The following is a 19,931-nucleotide window of genomic DNA, read 5'->3' on the forward strand; positions in this document are numbered from 1 at the left end:
CTCCCTTACAGGGTGGCGCGCGATTTGGCGAGATCAGCCCAGCTTGTCGCGCAGGAAGGCGCTCATCTCCGCCAGAACCGGCACGCGGCCGCGGAACAGGGGCGACAGGGCGGCGACGATCGTGGCGTGGTCCACGTCCTCGTAGAGGCGGAGTTGCGAGTCGCCGCCGACGGTCTGGATGGCCGCGTGCAGCAGGCGCGCGTCCTCGTCGTGCACCACCGTGTCGGCCGTCCCGTGGGCGATCCACAGCGGCGGCGCGTCGGCCCGGGCGAAGGCCACAGGCTGGGTCTGCAGGGGATCGGCCACGCGGCCGAAGGCGTTGACCGCCGCCGGCACATTGAAGGGCAGGAATTCGTAGGGCCCCGCCAGACCTGCGGCGGCGCGAATGAGCCCGGGTTGCTCCACCGCCGCCATGTAGCGTCGGTCCAGGGTGATCATCATGGCCAGATGCGCCCCGGCCGAGTGGCCGGCGACCGCCAGCCGCGTCGGGTCGCCCCCGTACGCTGCCGCAAGGTCGGCCGCCCGGGCTGTGGCCGCCGCAGCGTCCTCGATGAAGGCCGGGAAATGCACGTCCGGGACGAGGCGATAGTCGGGCAGGGCGACGATGAAGCCCTGCGCCGCAATGGCCTGGGCGGCCCAGCCGTAGAGCGCCTTCTCGCCGGAGTCCCAGCCGCCGCCGTAGAAGAACACCACGACCGGCCAAAGGCCTGCGCCGTCCGGGGCATACAGGTCCATGCGCTGACGCGGACCCGGCCCATAGGGCAGGTCAGACGCCACCCGCCGCGCCCCCCGGTCGCGCGGACCGAGCGCATTGAGGGCCGCCAGCGGCGAGCAGGCGGCCGCCGCGGCGCCGGCCAGCGCCGTCGCCCCCAGCATGCCCCTGCGTGTCCATTCGGCCATCCGCTCCTTGAACCGGGCCAGCGCGCCGGGATCAAGCCGGTGCGGGCGACGGTCGCGGGCTGCGTTGTGATCATTCTGACGCAGGTCTGTCATGATAACTTTACAATGCAAAAAATGGGTGTAATCTTCCGTCAGAGTCCGGAGCGTTTCCGGGCATAAAACGAGCGCTGGGAGGCGCAGTCGAACAGAAATGAACATGACCCATCGGGCCCTCGCGGCCGCGCTCGTCCTCGCCGCCGCCACGCCCGCCTTCGCCGGTGATCCGCAGGCGACGCGACAGGACAGGACGCGGGCCGAGATCCCGCCGCGGGCCCTGTTCATCTGCGCCGCCGACCCCGACACCCGCGCCGCCTTCCAGCGTCAGCACGGCGTCGAGCCGGTGTTCATGACCGCCGAGCAGGTGCTGGAGGCGCGTCGCGACGACATCACCTGGCGCGCCCCGCGCTGCATGACCGAGCGCGAGTACGCCCGCCTGGCCCAGTCCGACACCGCCTTCGCCGCGCAACGCGCGCCGCGCTGATATCTGCGTCATGAGCCTGTGAGGGGCCGGCCGCTGCAGGCGTGCCGGCCCTTTCCATGCCGGATCACCCGGGCGTGTCCCCGCTCTCGTGGGCGTCCAGGATCTGGCGCATCAACCGGGCGTCCAGCCGCGCCGGGGCCTCGCCGAAGGCGCGCCGCCAGCGCTCGACCAGCGCCTCGAGCTCATCCGTCATGGGTCAAAGGCTCCGCAGCAGCGCCCTTCCGGCGAGGCAAACGCCGGACCGCCGGCGGCGTTGCCGGGTGCGGCGAGCGGGCGCGCCTTTGCGTCACCGGCGCAGCGCCGCTATACCGCCCGCCGATCCTCAACTTCCCAGCTTCGACAGGACCCGCTCATGGCCAAGATCAAGGTCGCCAATCCCATCGTGGACATCGACGGCGACGAGATGACCCGGATCATCTGGCAGATGATCAAGGACAAGCTGGTCTTCCCGTTCCTCGACCTTGAGCTGGACTACTACGACCTGTCGATCGAGCACCGCGACGCCACCGACGACCAGGTGACGATCGATGCGGCCCACGCGATCCAGAAGCACGGCGTCGGCGTGAAGTGCGCCACCATCACCCCCGACGAGGCGCGGGTGAAGGAGTTCAATCTCAAGAAGATGTGGAAGTCGCCGAACGGCACCATCCGCAACATCCTCGGCGGCGTCGTCTTCCGCGAGCCGATCATCTGCAGCAACGTGCCCCGTCTGGTGCCAGGCTGGACCCAGCCGATCATCGTCGGCCGCCACGCCTTCGGCGACCAGTACAAGGCCACCGACTTCCTGTTCCCCGGCAAGGGCACCCTGACGATCAAGTTCGTCGGCGAGGACGGGGCCGTGATCGAGCACGAGGTCTACAAGGCCCCGGGCGCCGGCGTGGCCATGGGCATGTACAACCTCGATGAGTCGATCATCGAGTTCGCCCGCGCCAGCTTCGCCTACGGCCTTGACCGCAACTACCCGGTCTATCTGTCGACCAAGAACACCATCCTCAAGGCCTATGACGGCCGCTTCAAGGACCTGTTCCAGAAGGTCTTCGACGAGGAGTTCGCGGCCGAGTTCAAGGCCCGTGGCCTGACCTACGAGCACCGGCTGATCGACGACATGGTGGCCGCGGCCATCAAGTGGTCCGGCGGCTTCGTCTGGGCCTGCAAGAACTACGACGGCGACGTGCAGTCGGACGTGGTCGCCCAGGGCTTCGGCTCGCTCGGCCTGATGACCTCGGTGCTGATGACGCCGGACGGCAAGGTGCTGGAATCGGAAGCTGCCCACGGCACCGTGACCCGCCACTACCGCCAGCACCAGAAGGGCGAGGCGACCTCGACCAACTCGATCGCCTCGATCTACGCCTGGACCCGCGGCTTCAAGCACCGCGGCAAGCTGGACAACAACCAGGCCCTGATCGACTTCGCCGAGACCCTCGAGCGCGTCGTCGTCGAGACGGTCGAGAGCGGCGACATGACCAAGGACCTGGCGCTGCTGGTCGGCGACCAGCAGGGCTGGCTGTCGACCGAGGGCTTCCTCGACAAGGTGGCCGAGAACCTGACCAGGGCCATGGCCTGATCCGGGCCGGATTAGGGCCTGACCTGACGGCCCAACAGCGTTACGCGTGACAAACGGGTCCTTCTGCGGTCAAGCTGGCCGCGGGAGGACCCGTAAATGCGTCTGAAGCCTGTTGTTTTCGCCGCCGCCGCCGCCCTTGGCGTGTCGGGCTGCGCCTCGGATCCGGCCTTCTGGGAGGGGGTGGCGATGGGGCTGAACGCCACCGCCGCCCAGCTCGAGGCGGAGAATCGCAACTGCTACTGGGGCCCGCCCCGCGACCAGCCGCTGGCCCCCGTGCGCCAGTGGTGTCCCGGCGACTATGGCTACAGTCCCCAGCTGCCGGTCACCTGCCTGCCGCGGGACCGCAACTGCGACGGCTACATCGACCGCCGCCGGGACTACGACCGGGATGACCGCCGCCGGTCCCGTGGCAAGGATCGCCACGACTGAGGGCGTTCAGCGGCCCGCCGCCTCCTGGAAGGCCACCCGCGCCGCGCCGCGCAGGGCGGCGTGCTTGTCCATGATTACCTGGGTCGGAATGCCCGCGACATAGTCCTTGAAGCGGCCCTTGCGCTCGAACCGCTGCCGGAACGGGCTGGCCTTGAGGAAGGGGAGGATGCGCGGGGCGATGCCGCCGGCGATGTAGACCCCGCCGCGCGCGCCCATGGTCAGGGCGATGTCGCCGGCCACGGCGCCGAGGATGGCGCAGAACCGCGCCAGGGTGGCGCCGCAGGGGCTGTGCGGGTCGGCGAGGGCGTCGCGGGTGATCTCGGCCGGGTCGTCGATGTGGGTCTCGCGGCCGTCGATCTCCGCCAGCGCCTTGTGCATGTTGAGCAGGCCCGGGCCGCAGATCAGCCGCTCGATCGACACCCGGTCATAGCGTCGGCGCAGGATACGCAGGATCTCGTCCTCGATGGGGTCGCCCGGCGCGAAGCAGGCGTGGCCGCCCTCGGACGGCAGGGCCATCTCGCGGCCGTGGACGTCGCGCACCAGGGCGGAGACGCCGAAGCCGGTGCCCGGCCCCAGCACGGCGATGGCCGCATGCGGATCGCCGGCATAGGGCCCGCCCAGGCTCTCCAGCTGGTCCGGCGGCACGATCGGTGCGCCCCAGGCGAGGGCCTCGAAGTCGTTGATCAGCCGCACGGGGTTCAGCCCCAGCGTCGCCAGCTCGGTTTCCGAGGTGCGCCACGGGGAGTTGGTCAGGTCGATCGTGCCGTCCTCGATCGGGCCGGCCACGGCGATCACCCCGCCGCTCGGCTTGACGTCGCAGCCGTCGATGAAGGCGGCCACGCCCTCGCGGAAGGTCGGATAGCGTTCGGCCGGGAAGCTGTCGTGGTGCTCCAGCCAGATGGTCCCGTCAGTGCAGCGGGCGATGGCGAAGCGCGCGTTGGTGCCGCCGACATCGCCGACGAGCAGGCGGAGATCGTTCATGCGTCCACCGTGTGATCCGCCACGTCCGTCTCGACGTGGTCTTCCAGTCCCTGGCCATAGTCCGCCGTGAAGCAGACGGAGGCCCCCTCCTCGGCGGAGCCGACGGCGGTGCGGAACACCCCGAACAGCTCGCGCCCCAGGCCCCAGGCCTGCACCTTGCCCGGCGTCGCCAGCGGCCGGCTGTCGAAGTCGCCGTCCAGCGGGGTGACGCTCAGCTCGCCGGTCTCGGCGTCGAGCCGGATGATGTCGCCGTCGCGCACCCGGGCCAGCGGCCCGCCCGCCAGCGCCTCGGGGCTGACGTGGATGGCGGCCGGCGTCTTGCCGGAGGCGCCCGACATGCGGCCGTCGGTGACCAGCGCCACCTTGAAGCCGCGGTCCTGCAGCACCGACAGGCCGGGCGACAGGCTGTGCAGCTCCGGCATGCCATTGGCCTTCGGCCCCTGGAAGCGCATCACCGCGACGAAGTCGCGCTCCAGCCGGCCGGCCTTGAAGGCCTCGAGGAAGGCCTCCTGGGTCTCGAACACGATGGCCGGGGCCTCGACGATGCGGTGCTCGGGCTTGACCGCCGAGACCTTGATGACGGCGCGGCCGAGGTTGCCCTGCACCAGCCGCAGGCCGCCCTCGCGGTCGAACGGCTCGCTGGCCGGGCGCAGGATGTCGGGGTCCAGCGTCTCGGTGACGCCATCGACCCAGACCAGCTGGCCGTCCTGCATCACCGGCTCGCGGAAGTAGTGGTGGATGCCGTCGCCGGCGACCGTCTTCACATCCGAATGGATGTAGCCGGCCAGCGCCAGCTCGCGGGTCACGAAGGCCACGCCGCCGGCCGCCTGAAAGGCGTTCACGTCGGCGGTGCCGTTGGGATAGACGCGCGCCAGCAGCGGCGTGACCGAGGACAGCTCGTCCATGTCGGTCCAGTCGATCAGCACCCCGGCCGAGCGGGCCATGGCGACCAGATGGATGGCGTGGTTGGTGGAGCCGCCGGTGGCCAGCAGGGCCACGATCATGTTGACCACCGCCTTCTCGTCGATGACGTCGGCCATGCGGCCCTCGCCGGCTTTGGCCAACTCGATGGCGCGCCGCGCCGAGGCGGCGGTCAGGGCCTCGCGCAGGCCCGTCTCCGGATGAACGAAGGCGGTCGACGGCAGGTGCAGCCCGGCGATCTCCATCATCATCTGGTTGGAGTTGGCCGTGCCGTAGAAGGTGCAGGTGCCCGGCGAGTGATAGCTGGCGACCTCGCTCTCCAGCAGGGTCTGGCGGTCGACCTTGCCCTGGGCGTACTCGGCCCGTACCCGCGCCTTCTCGGCATTGGGGATGCCCGAGGGCATCGGCCCGGCGGGGGCGAACACGACCGGCAGGTGGCCGAAGGCCAGCGCCCCCATGAACAGGCCCGGCACGATCTTGTCGCAGACGCCCAGACAGAGGGCGGCGTCGAAGGCGTCGTGGGTCAGGGCCACGCCGGTCGACATGGCGATGACGTCACGGCTGAACAGGCTCAGCTCCATGCCCGGCCGGCCCTGGGTGACGCCGTCGCACATGGCCGGCACGCCGCCGGCCACCTGGGCCGTGGCGCCCAGCTCGCGCGCGGCGGCGCGGATGACGGCCGGGAAGGTCTCGAACGGCTGATGCGCCGACAGCATGTCGTTGTAGGCGGTGACGATGCCGAGGTTCGGCGCCTTGCCGCCCATCATGGTCAGCTTGTCGGCCACGGTCTGGCCGGCGAAGGCATGGGCCCAGTTGGCGCAGCTCAGCTTGGCGCGGGCCACGCCGGCGTCGCGGGCGGCGTCCATGCGGCGCAGATAGTCCGAGCGGGCGGCGCGGCTGCGCTCGACGATCCGCCGGGTCACCCGGGCGGTGACGGGGTGCATCTCGGTCATCAGGCGGTCTCCGTCCAGATCACGTCCAGGGGCGCGCCGAGCGCCGCGAGGGCGGCCACCGGCGTGGTCGCCGGATCGCCGCCGAGGTCGCGCTGGAACACCTCGCGCTTGCGCGTCCCGGTCAGGGCCAGCACCACGCGGCCGGCGCCCTTCAGGTAAGGCAGGTTGAGGCTGATCCGTTCCTGCGGCGGCGCGGTCCCGTCGCGCCCCGGCGGCACGCCCAGCACGGTCGGCTTCAGCTGCGGGGCCAGCAGCGACTTCAGCGTCGGGCTGCCGGGGAAGATCGACAGGATGTGGCCGTCCTCGCCCATGCCCAGCAGGGCGGCGTCAATGCGGCCGCCGGCCTGCTGAAGGGCGCGGGCGGCGAGGGCCGCGGCGCGGTCCACGGTCACCGCCGCATGGTGCAGCGGCAGGAGCGTTGCGGCGGCGGCCGGCCCGACCATCAGCGTCCGGCGCAGCAGGGCGGCGTTGGAGTCCGGCGAGCTCTCCGGCACATGGCGCTCGTCGACCGGCAGCACGGTGACGCGCGACCAGTCGAGGTCGGCCTGGGCCAGCCGGCGATAGATCGGCGACGGGGTCGAGCCCCCGGCGCCAGCGAACAGGGCGCGGCCGCGCTCGGCCACGGCGGCGCGCAGGGCGTCCGCCAGCCGGTCGGCGGCCGCCTCGGCCCAGGCGTCGGCCGAGGGGAAGGACTCGATCTGCGGCGTGTCAGGCATCATTCGTGTTCCAGGTGCGGCCGTCGCGGGCGAGCAGCTGTTGCGCCGCATCGGGGCCCCAGGAGCCGGCGCGGTAGATGTGCGGCCGGTATTCCGCCTCGGCCCAGGCGCTGGAGACGCCGTCGACCCACTCCCACGCCTTCTCCGCCTCGTCGGCGCGCACGAACAGGGTCGAGTCCCCGGCCATGGCGTCCAGCAGCAGGCGCTCGTAGGCGATGCGCCGGCGCGGCGGCTGGGCGCCCTTGCCGTCGACGCCCCAGGACAGGCTCATGCGGATCGGCTGCAGCTGCATGCGCTGGTCCAGCCCCGGCCGCTTGTTCATCACCGTCAGGGAGATGTCCTCTTCCGGCTGCAGCTCGATGACCATGCGGTTGGCCGTGACCTCGCCGCGCTGGTCGAAGATCGAGTGCGGCAGCGGCTTGAACTGGATGACGATTTCGGTGCGCTTCTCCGGCAGGCGCTTGCCGGTGCGCATGTAGAAGGGCACCCCGGCCCAGCGCCAGTTGTCGATGTCGGCGCGCAGGGCGACGTAGGTGTCGATGTCCGACGGGGCGCCGCGCTCCTCCTCATAGCCCTTCACCGGTCCGCCCTCGGCCTGGCCGGCGACGTACTGGCCGCGCACGCTGACGTCGCGGACATTGGCGGCGGTGACCGGGCGCAGCGAGCGCAGCACCTTGACCTTCTCGTTGCGCACCGAGTCCGGATCGAGATCCGACGGCGGCTCCATGGCCACCAGGCAGAGCAGCTGCAGCATGTGGTTCTGCAGCATGTCGCGCAGCGCGCCGTACTCGTCGTAGTAGGGCCAGCGGTCGCCGACCCCGACGGTCTCGCCCACGGTGATCTGCACGTGGTCGATCGACAGGTTGTTCCACAGCGGCTCGAAGATGGTGTTGCCGAACCTGAGGGCGATCAGGTTCTGCACCGTCTCCTTGCCGAGGTAGTGGTCGATGCGGAACACCTGCCGCTCGTCGAAGGCGTGGGCCACCTCGGCGTCGATGTGGCGGAAGCTGTCGAGGTCGCGGCCGACCGGCTTCTCCAGCACGATGCGGGTGTTCGGCCCGGTCAGGCCAGCCCCCTTCAGCGCGCGCACGATCGGGCCATAGAGCGAGGGCGAGACCGCGAGGAAGTAGGTCAGCTCGCGGTCGTCGCCGAGCTTGTCCTGCAGGGCGGCCAGCCCCTCCACCGAGGTGGCGTCGACGGCGACATAGTCGATGCGGGCGGCGACGCGGGCGAAGCTGTCTTCCGACCAGGCCCCGTCGGCGCGCTTGACCACGCTCTCGCGCACGCGGCCGAGGTAGGCCTCGCGGCTCTCCTCGCTGCGCGCGGCGGCGATGATCTTCAGGCCCTCGGGCAGCAGCCCGTCATGCTCGAGGAAGTACAGGGACGGGAGCAGCATGCGGATCGCCAGATCGCCGCCGCCGCCGAAAAGCACCAAGGCCGCCATACACTTCCCTTCGCCGCTTCGTCGCCGCCTTACCCGCTCCCTTTGGCGGCTTCGGCCCGGCGAGCCAACACGTCCAGCACCTGCTGAAACGACATGTGACGCGCCTTCAGCAGCACGAGCAGATGATAGATCAGGTCGGCCGCCTCCGAGGCAAGCTCCTCGTCCGGCCCTGCGGCCCCGGCCAGCGCCGTTTCGACGCCTTCCTCGCCGACCTTCTGCGCCACGCGCTTCGGGCCGTCGGCGAGCAGACGGGCGGTCCAGCTGGTGTCCGCCGGCGCGGCAGCTCTCTCGGCGATGGTGCGCTCCAGCGCGGCGATGCGGCCGACGCCCGGGGCGGTCTCCATCCCGAAACAGCTGGTCGTGCCGAGGTGGCAGGCCGGGCCCATCGGGCGGACGGCCACCACCAGCGCGTCGCCGTCGCAGTCCGGCGTCACTGACACGACCTTAAGCCGGTTGCCGCTGGTCTCGCCCTTGCGCCAGCGCCCGCCGCGCGAGCGCGAGAAGAAGGTCGCCTCGCCGCTCTCCAGCGTCTCCTGCAGCGCCGCCTCGTCCATGTAGGCGAGGGTCAGCACCTGCAGGGTGTCGGCGTCCTGCACCACGGCGGGGATCAGCCCGCCGCCCTTGGCGAAGTCGAGCGCCCGTTCCTCCCCCGCAGGGGGAGGGGGACCATCCGCAGGATGGTGGAGGGGGGCAATCCCGGTCGGCGAGGTCGAGGTTTCCCCCCCTCCACCGCTTCGCGGTCCCCCTCCCCCGGTGGGGGAGGAATTGTGGCTGTTCATAACCGCACCTCTACACCGTCCGCGTCGAGCGCGCGCTTGAGATCGGGGATGGCGATGGCGCCGGAGTGGAAGACCGAGGCGGCGAGGGCCCCGGAGACGTCGGCCTCGCGGAACACGGTGGTGAAGTGCTCGACCGCCCCGGCCCCGCCGGAGGCCACCAGCGGAATGGTCAGCCGGTCGCGCGCGGCGCGCAGCTGGGCCACGTCATAGCCCTTCCGCACCCCGTCCTGGTCGATGCAGTTGAGGACGATCTCGCCGGCGCCGAGACCCTGCGCCTCGACGATCCAGTCCATGGTCAGCCGGCCCGCGCCGCGGCGGGCGTTCGGGTCGCCGGTGTACTTGTGCACGCGCCATTCGCCGTCCTGGAACTGGCTGTCGACGCCGACGACGACGCACTGCCGGCCCAGCCGCTCGGCCATCTCGGCGATCAGCTCCGGCCGCTCCAGCGCGGGCGAGTTGATCGACACCTTGTCCGCCCCGTGGTCGAGGCAGCGCGCGGCCTGGTCGACGGTGCGGATGCCTCCGGCGACGCAGAAGGGGATGTCCAGCAGCCGGGCGATGTCCTCGACCCAGCCGTAGTCGAGGGTGCGCCCCTCGGGGCTGGCGGTGATGTCGTAGAAGACCAGCTCGTCGGCGCCTTCGTCACGGTAGCGGGCGGCCAGTTCGGCGGCGTCGCCCATGTCGCGGTGGCCCTCGAAGCGCACGCCCTTGACCACCCGGCCGTCCTTGACGTCGAGACAGGGGATGATGCGGCGGGCGGTCACGCGGCCACCGCCTCCAGAGCCTGCTCGACGCTGAACCGGCCTTCGTAGATGGCGCGGCCGACGATGGCCCCGGCGCAGCCCGCGGCCTTCGCCGCCGTCAGGTCGTGCAGCGCCGAGACGCCGCCGGACGCCTGGACCCGCAGGTCGGGACGCCGGCGCCGCACCTCGGCCAGCAGCTCCAGGTTCGGGCCGGTCAGGGCCCCGTCGCGGCCGACGTCGGTGATCAGCACATGGCGCGCCACGCCCGGGGCGTAACGATCCAGCGCGGTCCACAGGTCGACGCCGGCGGCCTCGGTCCAGCCCTTGAGCGCCGGCACCGGCACGCCGTCGACCAGCTTGACGTCCAGCGCCAGGGTCAGGCGTTCCGGCCCGAAGCGCTCCAGCCAGCCGATCACCGTTTCCGGCGCGCTGACCGCCAGCGAGCCGACCACCACACGGGCGACGCCGGCCTCCAGCAGACGCTCGACGTCCTCGACCGCGCGGACGCCGCCGCCGGACTGGATCTGCGCCAGACCGCTCGCCGCGAGCCGACCGATCAGGGCGTGCTGCACCGCGCGGCCCTGCTCGGCGCCGTCGAGGTCGACGATGTGCACCCAGGCGGCGCCCGCCGAGGCGAAGGCGGCCAGTCGCGCCTGCGGGTCCTCGTCATAGGCGGTGACCTGGTCGAAGCGCCCGTGCATCAGCCGGACGCAGATGCCGCCCCTGAGGTCGATGGCCGGATAGACGATCACGCGGGGAGCTCCCCTGTCGTCATCCTCCGGCAAGCCGCGATCTCGCGGCGCCGACCGGAGGATCCAAGGGCAAGCGCCTCGGGCAAGCGGACAAGGCCGCGGTTCATCCTTGCAGGTGCTGGGTCCCCCGGTCTCCGCTGCGCTGCGCCGGGGGATGACGACAGGGAAAGGGTCACGCGGGGAGCTCCAGGAAGTTCTGCAGGATGCGGCGGCCGGCGGCGGCCGAGCGTTCGGGGTGGAACTGGCAGCCCATGCGATTGCCGTCGGCGACCACGGCGGGCACCGGTCCGCCATACTCGGCGGCGGCGAGGGTCGCGGGGCCGTCGGGGCAGACGAAGCCGTGCACGAAATAGGCCCAGGCGCCGTCCTCGACGCCGGCCAGCAGCGGGTGATCGACCCGGCGCGTCAGCCGGCTCCAGCCCATGTGCGGCACCGGCCGGTCGGACGCCGGCGTGATGGCCTCGACCTGGCCCGGGAGGAGGCCCAGCAGCTCGGCGCCGCCATCCTCGACGCTGCGCTCGAACAGCAGCTGCTGGCCGAGGCAAACGCCCAGCAGCGGCCGCGGGAAGGCGCGCAGGGCCTCGACAACGCCGAGATCGCGCAGCCGCGCCATGGCGTAGCCGGCCGCGCCGACGCCGGGCAGCACCAGCCGCTCGGCCGCGGCGATGGCGTCCGGGGTCGAGACCAGCTCGACCGACGCGCCCAGCCGCTCGAAGGCGAAGCGCACCGAGGCGATGTTGCCAGCCCCGTAGGCGAGGAGGGAGACGGTCATGGGCGGGAGCGTGGGGTGAAGAGTGCTAGTGTTAGTGAGCGGGCCGCGCGCGGGCTGGGCCGTGGTTGGCTTGCCTGTTCACTAGCACTGACACCTTTCACTGCCGCCGCCGCGACGCTGCCGGCGCGCGCCATCACAGCACCCCCTTGGTGCTGGGGACGGCCTCGCCCTCGATGCGGATGGCCTGGCGCAGGGCGCGGCCGAAGGCCTTGTAGACCGCCTCGGTCTTGTGGTGGTCGTCGGCTCCGGTGACGGCGATGTGCACCGCCGCGCCGAGGTGCTCGGCCAGCGAACGGAACACGTGCGCGGTCAGGTCCGTGCGGTAGTCGCCGATGAAGGGCGTCTCGAACGTCCCCTCGAACACCGGATAGGGCCGGCCCGACAGGTCGATCGAGACCTTCGCCTCGGCCTCGTCCATGGGCAGGACGAAGCCGTAGCGGGCGATGCCGCGGCGCTCGCCCAGCGCCTGCTTGAGCGCCTGGCCAAGCGCGATGGCCGAGTCCTCGATGGTGTGGTGCGGGTCGGTGTGCAGGTCGCCCTCGCACGCCAGGGTGAGGGAGAAGCCGCCGTGGGCCGCCACCTGCTCCAGCATGTGGTCGAAGAAGCCGACCCCGGTGTGGATGGCGATCGGCCCGGTCGCGTCGAGATCGACGGCGCAGACGATGCGCGTCTCCTTGGTGTCCCGCACGGCCTGGCCGCGGCGGGCCGGACGCCCGGCTGTCGCAAGGCCGAAGGCGGCCAGCAGCCGGTCGTTGACCTCGGGCCGCGTCGAGACGGGCAGACGCAGGCGCTCGCCGGCGCGCTCGACCGGCACCGCCAGGCCGCGCAGGCTCTGCACCGCCGCCTCCACGTCCGTCGGGCGCACGATCAGCACCGGGCCGACGCCGGCCTCGACCACGGTCTCGCGGGCCAGCTCGCGGGCCAGCCGGGCGCGCTCGCTGCGCACGGTGTCGATGCGCCGCCGGGTCTCCAGCAGCCGCGACGGATCCAGCGCCTGCAGCGCCAGCCGCAGCGACGGCTCGGGCAGGGCGTAGGGTTCGACCACCGCCGCCAGCCGCGCCAGCGCCCCGGCCTGACCGACCGCCGCACCCACGCGCGCCCCGGCCAGCCCGTAGGCCAGCGACAGGGATCGCAGCACGACCAGGTTTTCCGCCTCGCCGATCACCGTCGTCGCGGAGGCGCCGTCGGCGTACTCGATCAGCCCTTCGTCGATGACGAGCAGGGCGGGCGCGACCCGTTCGGCCATCTCGACCACCGCCTCGGGCGAGCCGAGGGCGCGCACGATCACCGCCGCCGTGGCGGCGCCGGCGGGGGGCGTCGGATACAGCCGGCGCAGGCTGGCGTAGGGCTCGGCGTCCGGCGCCTCGACGGCCTGACCGTCGCGCCCGGCGAGGCGGAAGGCCAGCTCCAGCCCGTGCGTCAGGCCGCGGGTGACCAGCACCTGGTCGCCGCCGACGCCGTAAAGGTCCGCCAGCCGCGCCTGCAGGGCGTCCGCCGTCGACGGATAACGGTCCAGCCCCTCGCCCCCGGCGACGAGCGGCGCGAAGGGCGCGGGCAGGTTGGTGAGGGCGGTCATGCCCCGGCCCTCATGTCCGCCGCGCGGGCGTGGGCCTCGAGGCCCTCGAGCCGGGCGAGGCGGGCGGCGATCGGGCCCAGCACGTCGGCGCCCCCGGCGGTGACGGTCTGCACCGACATGGTGGTCATGAAGCTGGCGGTGGTGATGCCGCCGAGGGTGCGGGCGCCGCCATCGGTGGGCAGGACGTGGCTGGGCCCGGCGGCGTAGTCGCCGAGGGTCTCGGCGGCGTAACGGCCGACGAACACCGCTCCGGCCGCGCGGATGCCCGGCAGCAGGGCCTCCGGATCCTCGACCTGCAGCGCCAGGTGCTCGGGGCCGTACAGGTTGATGACTTCGCAGGCGGCGTTCAGGTCGCGCACGAGAATGGCCCGCGCTTCCGCGAGCGAGGCGCGGGCGATGGCTTCGCGGGGCAGGTCGGCGACCTGGCGCTCCACCTCCGTCAGGATGTAGTCGAGGGTGGCGCGGCTGGTGGAGACGAGGATCACCTGGGCGTCGGCGTCGTGCTCGGCCTGGCTCAGCAGGTCGGCGGCGGCGATCTCCGGCGCGGCGTCACGGTCGACGACGACCATCAGTTCCGAGGGGCCCGCCGGCATGTCGACCGCCGGACCGCCCGGCAGGGCGGCGGCCTGCTTCTTGGCCTCGGCGACAAAGGCGTTGCCCGGGCCGAACAGCTTGTCACAGGCGGGGATCTCGCCGTCCTCCAGCACCGCGCCATAGGTCAGGGCGGCGATGGCCTGGGCCCCGCCCAGCAGCCAGATCGCGTCCAGCCCCGCCTCGGCGGCGGCCAGGATCATGGCCGGGTGCACCGACCCGTCCTTCGCCGGCGGCGTGACCACGACCCGCTGGCCCACGCCGGCCACCCCGGCCGGGATGGCCTGCATCAGCAGCGACGAGAACAGGGGCGCCGTCCCGCCCGGCACATAGATCCCGGCCGCCCCGATCGGGCGCCAGACCAGCCGCGAGCGGACCCCCGGCGTGGTCTCGACCCACGCCGTGTCCTCGGGCCGGGTCGCCTCGTGGAAGACGCGGACGTTGTCGGCGGCGACGCGCAGGGCGCGCACATCGGCGGGGGGCAGGGCGGCGCGCGCTTCGGCCACGGCCTCCGGCGTGATGGCGATGCGGCGCGGCGGGGCACCGTCGAAACGCTCGGCGTAGCGGGTCACCGCCGCTCCGCCCTCGGCGGCCACCGCCTGCAGGATCTCGCGCACCACCTCCTGCACGTCGCGTTCGCTGCGCCGCGCCGGGCGGGCGAGGGCGTCGCGCCTGCCCTGGCTGTCCAGCCCCGACCAGTCGATGCGGGTCATCTCCACCGGCGTCATCACATCATCTTCTCGATCGGCAGGACGAGGATGGCGGACGCCCCCTCGGCCTTGAGCTTTTCCAGGGTCTCCCAGAACACGGCCTCCTGGCAGACGGCGTGCACCGCCACCGCGTCGTCGCGGCCGGACAGGGGCATGACGGTCGGCGAGCCGGCGCCCGGCAGGATGGCGGTGATCCGGTCCAGCGCCGCCCGCGGCGCGTTGAGCATGACGTACTTGGCGCCCTGGGAGGCGACCACGCCGCTCATCCGCTCGACGATGCTGTCCAGCAACGCCTGCAGTTCAGGCTCCGGCGGCTGGGGGCTGCGGATCAGCACGGCCTGGCTCTCGAACACCGTCTCGCGCGCCACCAGGCCGTTGGCCTCCAGCGTCGCCCCGGTCGAGACCAGGTCGCAGATGGCGTGGGCCAGCTTCAGCCGCGGGGCCACCTCGACCGCGCCGCGCATGGTGACGATCTCCGCCGTCACGCCCTGGCTGTCGAGCCAGCGGCGCAGGATGCGCGGATAGGAGGTGGCGATGCGACGGCCGTCCAGCGCGGCCGGGCCGGCGTACTCCAGCGCCGGCGGCGTGGCGATCTTCAGGGTGCACTTGCCGAAGCCGAGCGGCATGACGACCTCGGCGTGCGGCCCGCCGTTGCGCGCCTCCTCCAGCACGTTCTCGCCGACCACGCCGAGGTCGCAGACCCCGTCGGCGACGAAGGTCGGGATGTCGTCATCGCGCACCCGCAGCAGGTCGATCGGATAGTTCTCGACCCGATACAGCAGGTCGTTCGCGCCCTTCATGACGCGCAGACCCGCATCCCGCACGAGGTCGAGGCTGCGTTCGGCCAGACGGCCGGATTTCTGGACGGCGATGCGGAGCCGCCCCTGAACGGTACTCATGGAAAGGCTCTCAGGCTTGCTGGCGATCCAGCACCAGGCGGTAGCCCTGGTGCGGCATCTCTTTGAGGAAGCGCGCCACCCGCACGACGGTGGTGGGGCTGGCGCCGGCTTCAGCGGCGATCTCGCGATAGGACTTGCCGCCCTGGTGCAGCAGGCGCGCGACCTGCCAGCGTTCGGCGAAGGCGCGCAGTTCCGCCGGGGTGCAGAGGTCCTGCAGGAAGGCGTCCATCTCGGCCCGCGAGGTCAGGCTGAGCAGGGCGTCATAGAGCGCCTCCCGCCCCGACGGCGCAGTCGCGTCGGCCGCGGGCGAAGGCGCGCGGGTCGGGCGGTCGGCGGTCGCGGGGGCGTCGGTCATCGCGTTCCAATATGATGTAACGCTGGAACGGTCAAGCGGCGTCCCGTCGCAGGCGCCGGCGTCGCGGTGAAATCTTCCATCCGCTACCGAAGCTTTGCGGCGCCGCAACAAAACGGTTGCGCGCGCGGCCGCCTCTGATCCAGTCTGACAGGGTGACGGACCCGATCAAGGCGATTTTCGACGAAATGTCCGGGCTGGACGGCTCGGGGGTGCGGCCGGCCTACGAGGCGCTCGCCGCCTGGATCGCCGCCGCGCCGCCCGACCTGCTGAAGGCCCGCGCCAAACAGGCCGAGGTGGTGTTCCGGCGCATGGGCGTGACCTTCGCCGTCTATGGCGACGCCGAGTCCAACGAGCGGCTGATCCCCTTCGACGTCGTGCCCCGCATCCTCGCCGCCCGCGAGTGGATGGAGCTGGAGCGCGGGCTGAAGCAGCGGGTGGCGGCGCTCAACGCCTTCCTCAAGGACATCTACGGCCCACAGGACTGTCTGCGCGCGGGCGTGGCCCCCGCCGACCTGATCCTGACCAATCCGCAGTACCGGCCCGAGATGCAGGGGCGTCGGCCGCCCGGCGACGTCTGGTGCCACATCTGCGGCGTCGACCTGATCCGCACCGGCGAGCACGGCTTCTACGTGCTGGAGGACAACGCCCGCACCCCGTCGGGGGTCTCCTACATGCTGGAGAACCGCGAGATGATGATGCGGCTGTTCCCGGACCTGTTCGCCGAGCACGGGGTGCGGCCGGTCGATACCTATGTCGATGACCTGCTGCGGGCGCTGGAGGCCTCGGCTCCGGCCGGGGCCGGGAGCGATCCAACCATCGTCGTGCTGACGCCCGGGCCCTTCAACTCGGCCTACTACGAGCACTCGTTCCTGGCCGACAAGCTGGGGGTGGAGCTGGTCGAGGGGGCGGACCTGTTCGTCAACGACGACCAGGTGTTCATGCGCACCACCCAGGGGCCGCGCCGGGTCGACGTCATCTATCGCCGCATCGACGACGACTTCCTCGATCCCCTGACCTTCCGGCCGGACTCGGCGGTGGGGGTGCCGGGGCTGATGACCGCCTACCAGGCCGGGACCGTCACCCTCGCCAACGCCGTCGGCACCGGCGTCGCCGACGACAAGGCGGTCTATACCTACATGCCGGAGATCGTGGAGTTCTTCACCGGCGAGGCGCCCATCCTGAAGAACGTCCCGACCTGGCGCTGCCGCGAGCCGGAGGCGCTGAAGGAGGTGCTGGACCGCCTGCCCGAGCTGGTGGTCAAGGAGGTCGGCGGGTCGGGGGGCTATGGCATGCTTGTCGGGCCCGCGGCGACGAAAGCCGAGATCGAGACCTTCCGCCAGAAGCTGATCGCCGACCCGGATGACTTCATCGCCCAGCCGACGCTGCAGCTGTCGACCGCCCCGACCCTGAGCGGCGACGGCCTGTCGCCGCGCCATGTCGATCTGCGCCCGTTCGTGCTGACCAGCCCGTCCGGCGTGCGGGTCACCCCCGGCGGCCTGACCCGGGTCGCGCTCAAGCCCGGCTCGCTGGTGGTCAACTCCAGCCAGGGCGGCGGCACCAAGGACACCTGGGTGCTGGATGTCTAGCGCGCCTCGCCCCTCCGTCTCGCCGGCCTTGCCGGCGATCCACCTCCCCATCGCCTTCGGCGACAGGGAGGCGAAGGCTTTTCCTCCCCACATCAGTGGGGAGGGGGACCACGCGCAGCGTGGTGGAGGGGCCGCGCGCGGCGAGATCACGCCATGCTGAGCCGCACCGCCGACAGCCTGTACTGGACCGGCCGCTACATGGAGCGGGCCGACTTCCTCGCGCGTATTCTCGACGCCGCCATCCGCCTCGCCACCCTGCCGTCGCGCGGGGAGGCGGCGGACGCCGCCTGGGCCAGCGCGGTGGCTTCGGCCGGCTGCGCCGAGGCCTTCCACGCCGCCCGCGGCCAGCCCACCGAAGCGAGCGTGCGCGAGTATCTGGCCTTCGCCGCCGACAATCCCTGCTCGATCCACGCCTGCATCGGCCGGGCCCGCACCAACGCCCGCTCGGTGCGCACCGCCCTGACGGTCGAGCTTTGGGAGGCGATCAACGGGGCCTGGAACGGGCTGGCCGAGCACCGGGCGCCGACCCGGCGCGACGACATGGTGCGCTTCCTCGACTGGGTGAAGTCGGTGTCGCTGGCGGTCGAGGGCGCCTCCTCGCGCACCATGCTGCGCAACGACGCCTACTGGTTCCTGCGGCTCGGGGCTGCCATCGAGCGCGCCGACAACACCGCCCGCCTGCTGGATGTGAAGTACCATCTGCTGCTGCCGCCCGGAGAGCGGGTCGGCGGCCAGCTGGACTATTTCCAGTGGACCACCCTGCTGCGCGAGGTCTCGGCCCTGACCGCCTACCGCTGGGTCTATCGCGAATCCGTGCGGCCCTGGCTGGTGGCCGACCTGCTGGTGCTGAACCGGCAGATGCCGCGGTCGCTGGCCAGCTGCCAGGCGATGATCGTCAGCTATCTCGAACGGCTGGCGGCTGACTACAACCGTCGCGGTCCGGCCCAGCGGCTGGCGGGCGCCCGGCTGAACGCCTTCAACGAGGCGCGCATCGAGGACATCTTCCAGTCGGGGTTGCATGAATACATCCAGCGTTTCCTGAACGAGAACAACGCCCTGGCCGAGGCCATCCACGACCAGTACCTGGCCTGACCGCCCATGCGTATCCGCATCGATCACGCCACCACCTACGCCTACGCCGCCCCGGCCCGCTTCATCGTGCAGCTGCTGCGCCTGACCCCCCGTTCGAACGAGGGGCAGCAGGTCCGGGCCTGGGGGCTGGAGACCGACGTCGACGCCCGGCTGCGGCGCTCGGAAGACGCCTTCGGCAATGTGGTGCACGCCCTGTACACGGAGCGGCCCTGCGACAGCCTGACGGTGCGGGTGTCCGGCGAGGTGCACACCACGGACACGGCCGGGGTCCTGAAGGGCGTTACCGAACGTCTGTCGCCGCTGGTGTTCCTGCGCGAGACGCCGCTGACGGCGCCGGACGCCGCCCTGATCGACTTCGCCGAGACCGCGCGCGGAGCCGGCGGGCGGCTCGACCAGCTGCACGCCCTGATGGCCGCCCTCCATGGCCGCATGAGCTTCGAGGTCGGGGCGACCGACGCAGGGCACACCGCCGCGGAGGCCTTCGCCCTCGGCAGCGGCGTCTGCCAGGACTATGCCCAGATCTTCATCGCCGCCGCCCGGCGGCTGGGAATCCCGGCCCGCTACGTTTCAGGCCACCTGCTGCGCCACGACGGCGAGGTGGAACAGGAGGCCGCACACGCCTGGGCCGAGGCCTTCGTCGAGGGGCTGGGCTGGATCGGTTTCGACGCCGCAAACGGAGTCTGTCCGGGCGAGGCCTATGTTCGCGTGGCGGCCGGGCTCGACAGCCTCGGCGCTTCCCCGGTGCGGGGGACGAGCTATGGCGGGGGCGCCGAAAGCCTCGACGTGCGGCTGACGGTGCGGGCGCTGGCCCCGCCGCAACAGCAGCAGTAAGGAGCCGCCCGATGCGCGCGCAGACGTCCGAATCGGCTAGCGTCCGCGCTCTCGGGGAGGAGCGGTCGGCATGACCTACTGCGTCGGCATGCTGGTGGAGGACGGGCTGGCCCTGATCGCCGACACGCGCACCAACGCCGGCGTCGACAACATCTCCACCTATCGCAAGCTGCACGTCACCGAGGTTCCGGGCGAGCGGGTGCTGGCCGTCGCCACCGCCGGCAACCTGTCCGTGACGCAGACGGCGCTGGCCATGGTGGCGGAGGGCCTGAAGCTGCCGGACAGCGACACGCCCGAGACCCTTCTGAGCGTCCCGACCCTGTTCCGCGCCGCCCAGCTGATCGGCCACGCCGTGTCACAGGTGCGCGCCTCGCTGGCGCCCCAGATGCAGGCCGAGGCGGTCAATACCGAGGCCACCTTCCTGCTCGGCGGGCAGATCGGCGACGGCAAGCTGGCGCTCTATCTGATCTACGCCCAGGGCAATTTCATCGAGTGCGGGGTCGAGACGCCCTATCTGCAGATCGGCGAGTTCAAATACGGCAAGCCGATCCTCGACCGGGCCCTGCGCCACCACACGCCGCTCGAGGAAGCGGTGAAGCTGGGCCTGATCTCGTTCGACTCCACCATCCGCTCCAACATCGCCGTCGGCCCGCCGCTCGATCTGATGGTGGTGCGGCGCGGGGCGCTGAAGGGGTTCCAGCGCCGCATCGATGCGGACGACGCCTATTTCCGCGACCTTGGCCGGCACTGGTCCGAGGCGCTGGCCGCCGCCCACCGCGGCATGCCCGCCCCGCCCTGGCTGATGAACGGCGCCTGA

21 protein-coding genes are annotated in these 19,931 nt (G+C 71.8%); 7 read left to right on the forward strand and 14 right to left on the reverse strand.

The features are described from left to right. Positions 1 to 33 precede the first annotated feature (33 nt). Complete coding sequence (locus VGN74_RS12430) at positions 34 to 993, reverse strand: alpha/beta hydrolase (RefSeq protein ID WP_327448655.1); 960 nt, start codon at positions 991 to 993, stop codon at positions 34 to 36. Positions 994 to 1,096: 103 nt separating this feature from the next. On the opposite strand from VGN74_RS12430, the gene VGN74_RS12435 reads away from it, so the two are divergent. After that, positions 1,097 to 1,420 (forward strand): hypothetical protein, encoded by a 324-nt coding sequence (locus VGN74_RS12435; protein ID WP_327448657.1) that lies wholly within the window; start codon positions 1,097 to 1,099, stop codon positions 1,418 to 1,420. A gap of 64 nt (positions 1,421 to 1,484) precedes the next feature. On the opposite strand, the gene VGN74_RS12440 is transcribed toward VGN74_RS12435, so the two are convergent. After that, the gene (locus VGN74_RS12440; protein WP_327448659.1) at positions 1,485 to 1,613 is read right to left on the reverse strand and encodes a hypothetical protein; all 129 of its coding nucleotides are present in this window, start codon (positions 1,611 to 1,613) and stop codon (positions 1,485 to 1,487) included. Between the two features lie 159 nt (positions 1,614 to 1,772). On the opposite strand from VGN74_RS12440, the gene VGN74_RS12445 reads away from it, so the two are divergent. Both VGN74_RS12445 and VGN74_RS12450 read left to right on the forward strand, forming a co-directional pair. Continuing rightward, entirely contained in the window at positions 1,773 to 2,984 is a 1,212-nt protein-coding gene (locus tag VGN74_RS12445; protein ID WP_327448661.1) for an NADP-dependent isocitrate dehydrogenase, read from the forward strand. 96 nt (positions 2,985 to 3,080) lie between these two features. Then, positions 3,081 to 3,413, forward strand: coding sequence for a hypothetical protein (locus tag VGN74_RS12450; RefSeq protein ID WP_327448663.1), 333 nt, complete (start codon positions 3,081 to 3,083; stop codon positions 3,411 to 3,413). Between the two features lie 6 nt (positions 3,414 to 3,419). Here the strand turns inward: VGN74_RS12450 and glk are convergent, their stop codons facing one another. The 12 genes from glk to VGN74_RS12510 all read right to left on the reverse strand — a co-directional run bounded on the left by glk (position 3,420) and on the right by VGN74_RS12510 (position 15,605). Beyond that, positions 3,420 to 4,394, reverse strand: coding sequence for a glucokinase (gene glk / locus VGN74_RS12455; protein ID WP_327448665.1), 975 nt, complete (start codon positions 4,392 to 4,394; stop codon positions 3,420 to 3,422). Next, complete coding sequence (gene edd, locus VGN74_RS12460; protein ID WP_327448667.1) at positions 4,391 to 6,268, reverse strand: phosphogluconate dehydratase; 1,878 nt, start codon at positions 6,266 to 6,268, stop codon at positions 4,391 to 4,393. The genes glk and edd overlap by 4 nt, the downstream gene beginning before the upstream one ends. Further along, on the reverse strand, positions 6,268 to 6,984 hold the full coding sequence (gene pgl, locus VGN74_RS12465) for a 6-phosphogluconolactonase (RefSeq protein ID WP_327448669.1): 717 nt from the start codon (positions 6,982 to 6,984) through the stop codon (positions 6,268 to 6,270). Before pgl ends, edd begins: the two co-directional genes overlap by 1 nt. Beyond that, positions 6,977 to 8,428, reverse strand: a complete 1,452-nt coding sequence (zwf, locus tag VGN74_RS12470; protein ID WP_327448671.1) for a glucose-6-phosphate dehydrogenase — start codon at positions 8,426 to 8,428, stop codon at positions 6,977 to 6,979. Before zwf ends, pgl begins: the two co-directional genes overlap by 8 nt. Before the next feature lie 29 nt (positions 8,429 to 8,457). Beyond that, a complete protein-coding gene (hisIE, locus tag VGN74_RS12475; RefSeq protein WP_327449496.1) occupies positions 8,458 to 9,123 on the reverse strand; it encodes a bifunctional phosphoribosyl-AMP cyclohydrolase/phosphoribosyl-ATP diphosphatase HisIE in 666 nt (221 codons plus the stop codon). An 80-nt stretch (positions 9,124 to 9,203) separates the two neighbouring features. Beyond that, complete coding sequence (gene hisF, locus VGN74_RS12480) at positions 9,204 to 9,971, reverse strand: imidazole glycerol phosphate synthase subunit HisF (protein ID WP_327448673.1); 768 nt, start codon at positions 9,969 to 9,971, stop codon at positions 9,204 to 9,206. Further along, positions 9,968 to 10,702 carry a 1-(5-phosphoribosyl)-5-[(5-phosphoribosylamino)methylideneamino] imidazole-4-carboxamide isomerase gene (locus tag VGN74_RS12485; protein WP_327448675.1) on the reverse strand — a complete coding sequence of 245 codons (735 nt, stop codon included), beginning with the start codon at positions 10,700 to 10,702 and terminating at the stop codon, positions 9,968 to 9,970. Before VGN74_RS12485 ends, hisF begins: the two co-directional genes overlap by 4 nt. Positions 10,703 to 10,874: 172 nt before the next feature. Beyond that, positions 10,875 to 11,474 (reverse strand): imidazole glycerol phosphate synthase subunit HisH, encoded by a 600-nt coding sequence (hisH, locus tag VGN74_RS12490; RefSeq protein ID WP_327448677.1) that lies wholly within the window; start codon positions 11,472 to 11,474, stop codon positions 10,875 to 10,877. A gap of 133 nt (positions 11,475 to 11,607) precedes the next feature. Next, positions 11,608 to 13,050: an imidazoleglycerol-phosphate dehydratase HisB gene (gene hisB, locus VGN74_RS12495; RefSeq protein ID WP_327448679.1), complete on the reverse strand. Its 1,443-nt coding sequence runs from the start codon at positions 13,048 to 13,050 to the stop codon at positions 11,608 to 11,610. Next, the gene (hisD, locus tag VGN74_RS12500) at positions 13,047 to 14,369 is read right to left on the reverse strand and encodes a histidinol dehydrogenase (protein WP_327448681.1); all 1,323 of its coding nucleotides are present in this window, start codon (positions 14,367 to 14,369) and stop codon (positions 13,047 to 13,049) included. The genes hisB and hisD overlap by 4 nt, the downstream gene beginning before the upstream one ends. Next, on the reverse strand, positions 14,369 to 15,250 hold the full coding sequence (hisG, locus tag VGN74_RS12505) for an ATP phosphoribosyltransferase (RefSeq protein ID WP_327448683.1): 882 nt from the start codon (positions 15,248 to 15,250) through the stop codon (positions 14,369 to 14,371). Before hisG ends, hisD begins: the two co-directional genes overlap by 1 nt. Before the next feature lie 10 nt (positions 15,251 to 15,260). Next, a complete protein-coding gene (locus tag VGN74_RS12510) occupies positions 15,261 to 15,605 on the reverse strand; it encodes a YerC/YecD family TrpR-related protein (RefSeq protein WP_327448685.1) in 345 nt (114 codons plus the stop codon). A gap of 185 nt (positions 15,606 to 15,790) precedes the next feature. Between VGN74_RS12510 and VGN74_RS12515 the strand changes: the two genes are divergently transcribed. From VGN74_RS12515 to VGN74_RS12530, 4 genes are all read left to right on the forward strand, one after another. Further along, positions 15,791 to 17,191 carry a circularly permuted type 2 ATP-grasp protein gene (locus tag VGN74_RS12515; RefSeq protein WP_349256349.1) on the forward strand — a complete coding sequence of 467 codons (1,401 nt, stop codon included), beginning with the start codon at positions 15,791 to 15,793 and terminating at the stop codon, positions 17,189 to 17,191. Between the two features lie 153 nt (positions 17,192 to 17,344). After that, entirely contained in the window at positions 17,345 to 18,283 is a 939-nt protein-coding gene (locus VGN74_RS12520) for an alpha-E domain-containing protein (protein WP_327448689.1), read from the forward strand. Between the two features lie 6 nt (positions 18,284 to 18,289). Further along, positions 18,290 to 19,114: a transglutaminase family protein gene (locus VGN74_RS12525; protein WP_327448691.1), complete on the forward strand. Its 825-nt coding sequence runs from the start codon at positions 18,290 to 18,292 to the stop codon at positions 19,112 to 19,114. A gap of 70 nt (positions 19,115 to 19,184) precedes the next feature. Then, a complete protein-coding gene (locus tag VGN74_RS12530) occupies positions 19,185 to 19,931 on the forward strand; it encodes a peptidase (protein WP_327448693.1) in 747 nt (248 codons plus the stop codon).

The sequence above is a fragment of the Brevundimonas sp. genome (assembly GCF_035998205.1).
In the GTDB taxonomy this organism is placed as follows: Bacteria; Pseudomonadota; Alphaproteobacteria; order Caulobacterales; family Caulobacteraceae; genus Brevundimonas.

Excerpts from the sequence above, each read along its gene's own strand:
- VGN74_RS12430 (WP_327448655.1), bottom strand. The coding sequence starts at position 993 with ATGACAGACCTGCGTCAGAATGATCACAACGCAGCCCGCGACCGTCGC.
- VGN74_RS12435 (WP_327448657.1), top strand. The coding sequence starts at position 1,097 with ATGACCCATCGGGCCCTCGCGGCCGCGCTCGTCCTCGCCGCCGCCACG.
- VGN74_RS12440 (WP_327448659.1), bottom strand. The coding sequence starts at position 1,613 with ATGACGGATGAGCTCGAGGCGCTGGTCGAGCGCTGGCGGCGCGCCTTC.
- VGN74_RS12445 (WP_327448661.1), top strand. The coding sequence starts at position 1,773 with ATGGCCAAGATCAAGGTCGCCAATCCCATCGTGGACATCGACGGCGAC.
- VGN74_RS12450 (WP_327448663.1), top strand. The coding sequence starts at position 3,081 with ATGCGTCTGAAGCCTGTTGTTTTCGCCGCCGCCGCCGCCCTTGGCGTG.
- glk (WP_327448665.1), bottom strand. The coding sequence starts at position 4,394 with ATGAACGATCTCCGCCTGCTCGTCGGCGATGTCGGCGGCACCAACGCG.
- edd (WP_327448667.1), bottom strand. The coding sequence starts at position 6,268 with ATGACCGAGATGCACCCCGTCACCGCCCGGGTGACCCGGCGGATCGTC.
- pgl (WP_327448669.1), bottom strand. The coding sequence starts at position 6,984 with ATGCCTGACACGCCGCAGATCGAGTCCTTCCCCTCGGCCGACGCCTGG.
- zwf (WP_327448671.1), bottom strand. The coding sequence starts at position 8,428 with ATGGCGGCCTTGGTGCTTTTCGGCGGCGGCGGCGATCTGGCGATCCGC.
- hisH (WP_327448677.1), bottom strand. The coding sequence starts at position 11,474 with ATGACCGTCTCCCTCCTCGCCTACGGGGCTGGCAACATCGCCTCGGTG.
- hisB (WP_327448679.1), bottom strand. The coding sequence starts at position 13,050 with ATGACCGCCCTCACCAACCTGCCCGCGCCCTTCGCGCCGCTCGTCGCC.
- hisD (WP_327448681.1), bottom strand. The coding sequence starts at position 14,369 with ATGACGCCGGTGGAGATGACCCGCATCGACTGGTCGGGGCTGGACAGC.
- hisG (WP_327448683.1), bottom strand. The coding sequence starts at position 15,250 with ATGAGTACCGTTCAGGGGCGGCTCCGCATCGCCGTCCAGAAATCCGGC.
- VGN74_RS12510 (WP_327448685.1), bottom strand. The coding sequence starts at position 15,605 with ATGACCGACGCCCCCGCGACCGCCGACCGCCCGACCCGCGCGCCTTCG.
- VGN74_RS12515 (WP_349256349.1), top strand. The coding sequence starts at position 15,791 with ATGTCCGGGCTGGACGGCTCGGGGGTGCGGCCGGCCTACGAGGCGCTC.
- VGN74_RS12520 (WP_327448689.1), top strand. The coding sequence starts at position 17,345 with ATGCTGAGCCGCACCGCCGACAGCCTGTACTGGACCGGCCGCTACATG.
- VGN74_RS12525 (WP_327448691.1), top strand. The coding sequence starts at position 18,290 with ATGCGTATCCGCATCGATCACGCCACCACCTACGCCTACGCCGCCCCG.
- VGN74_RS12530 (WP_327448693.1), top strand. The coding sequence starts at position 19,185 with ATGACCTACTGCGTCGGCATGCTGGTGGAGGACGGGCTGGCCCTGATC.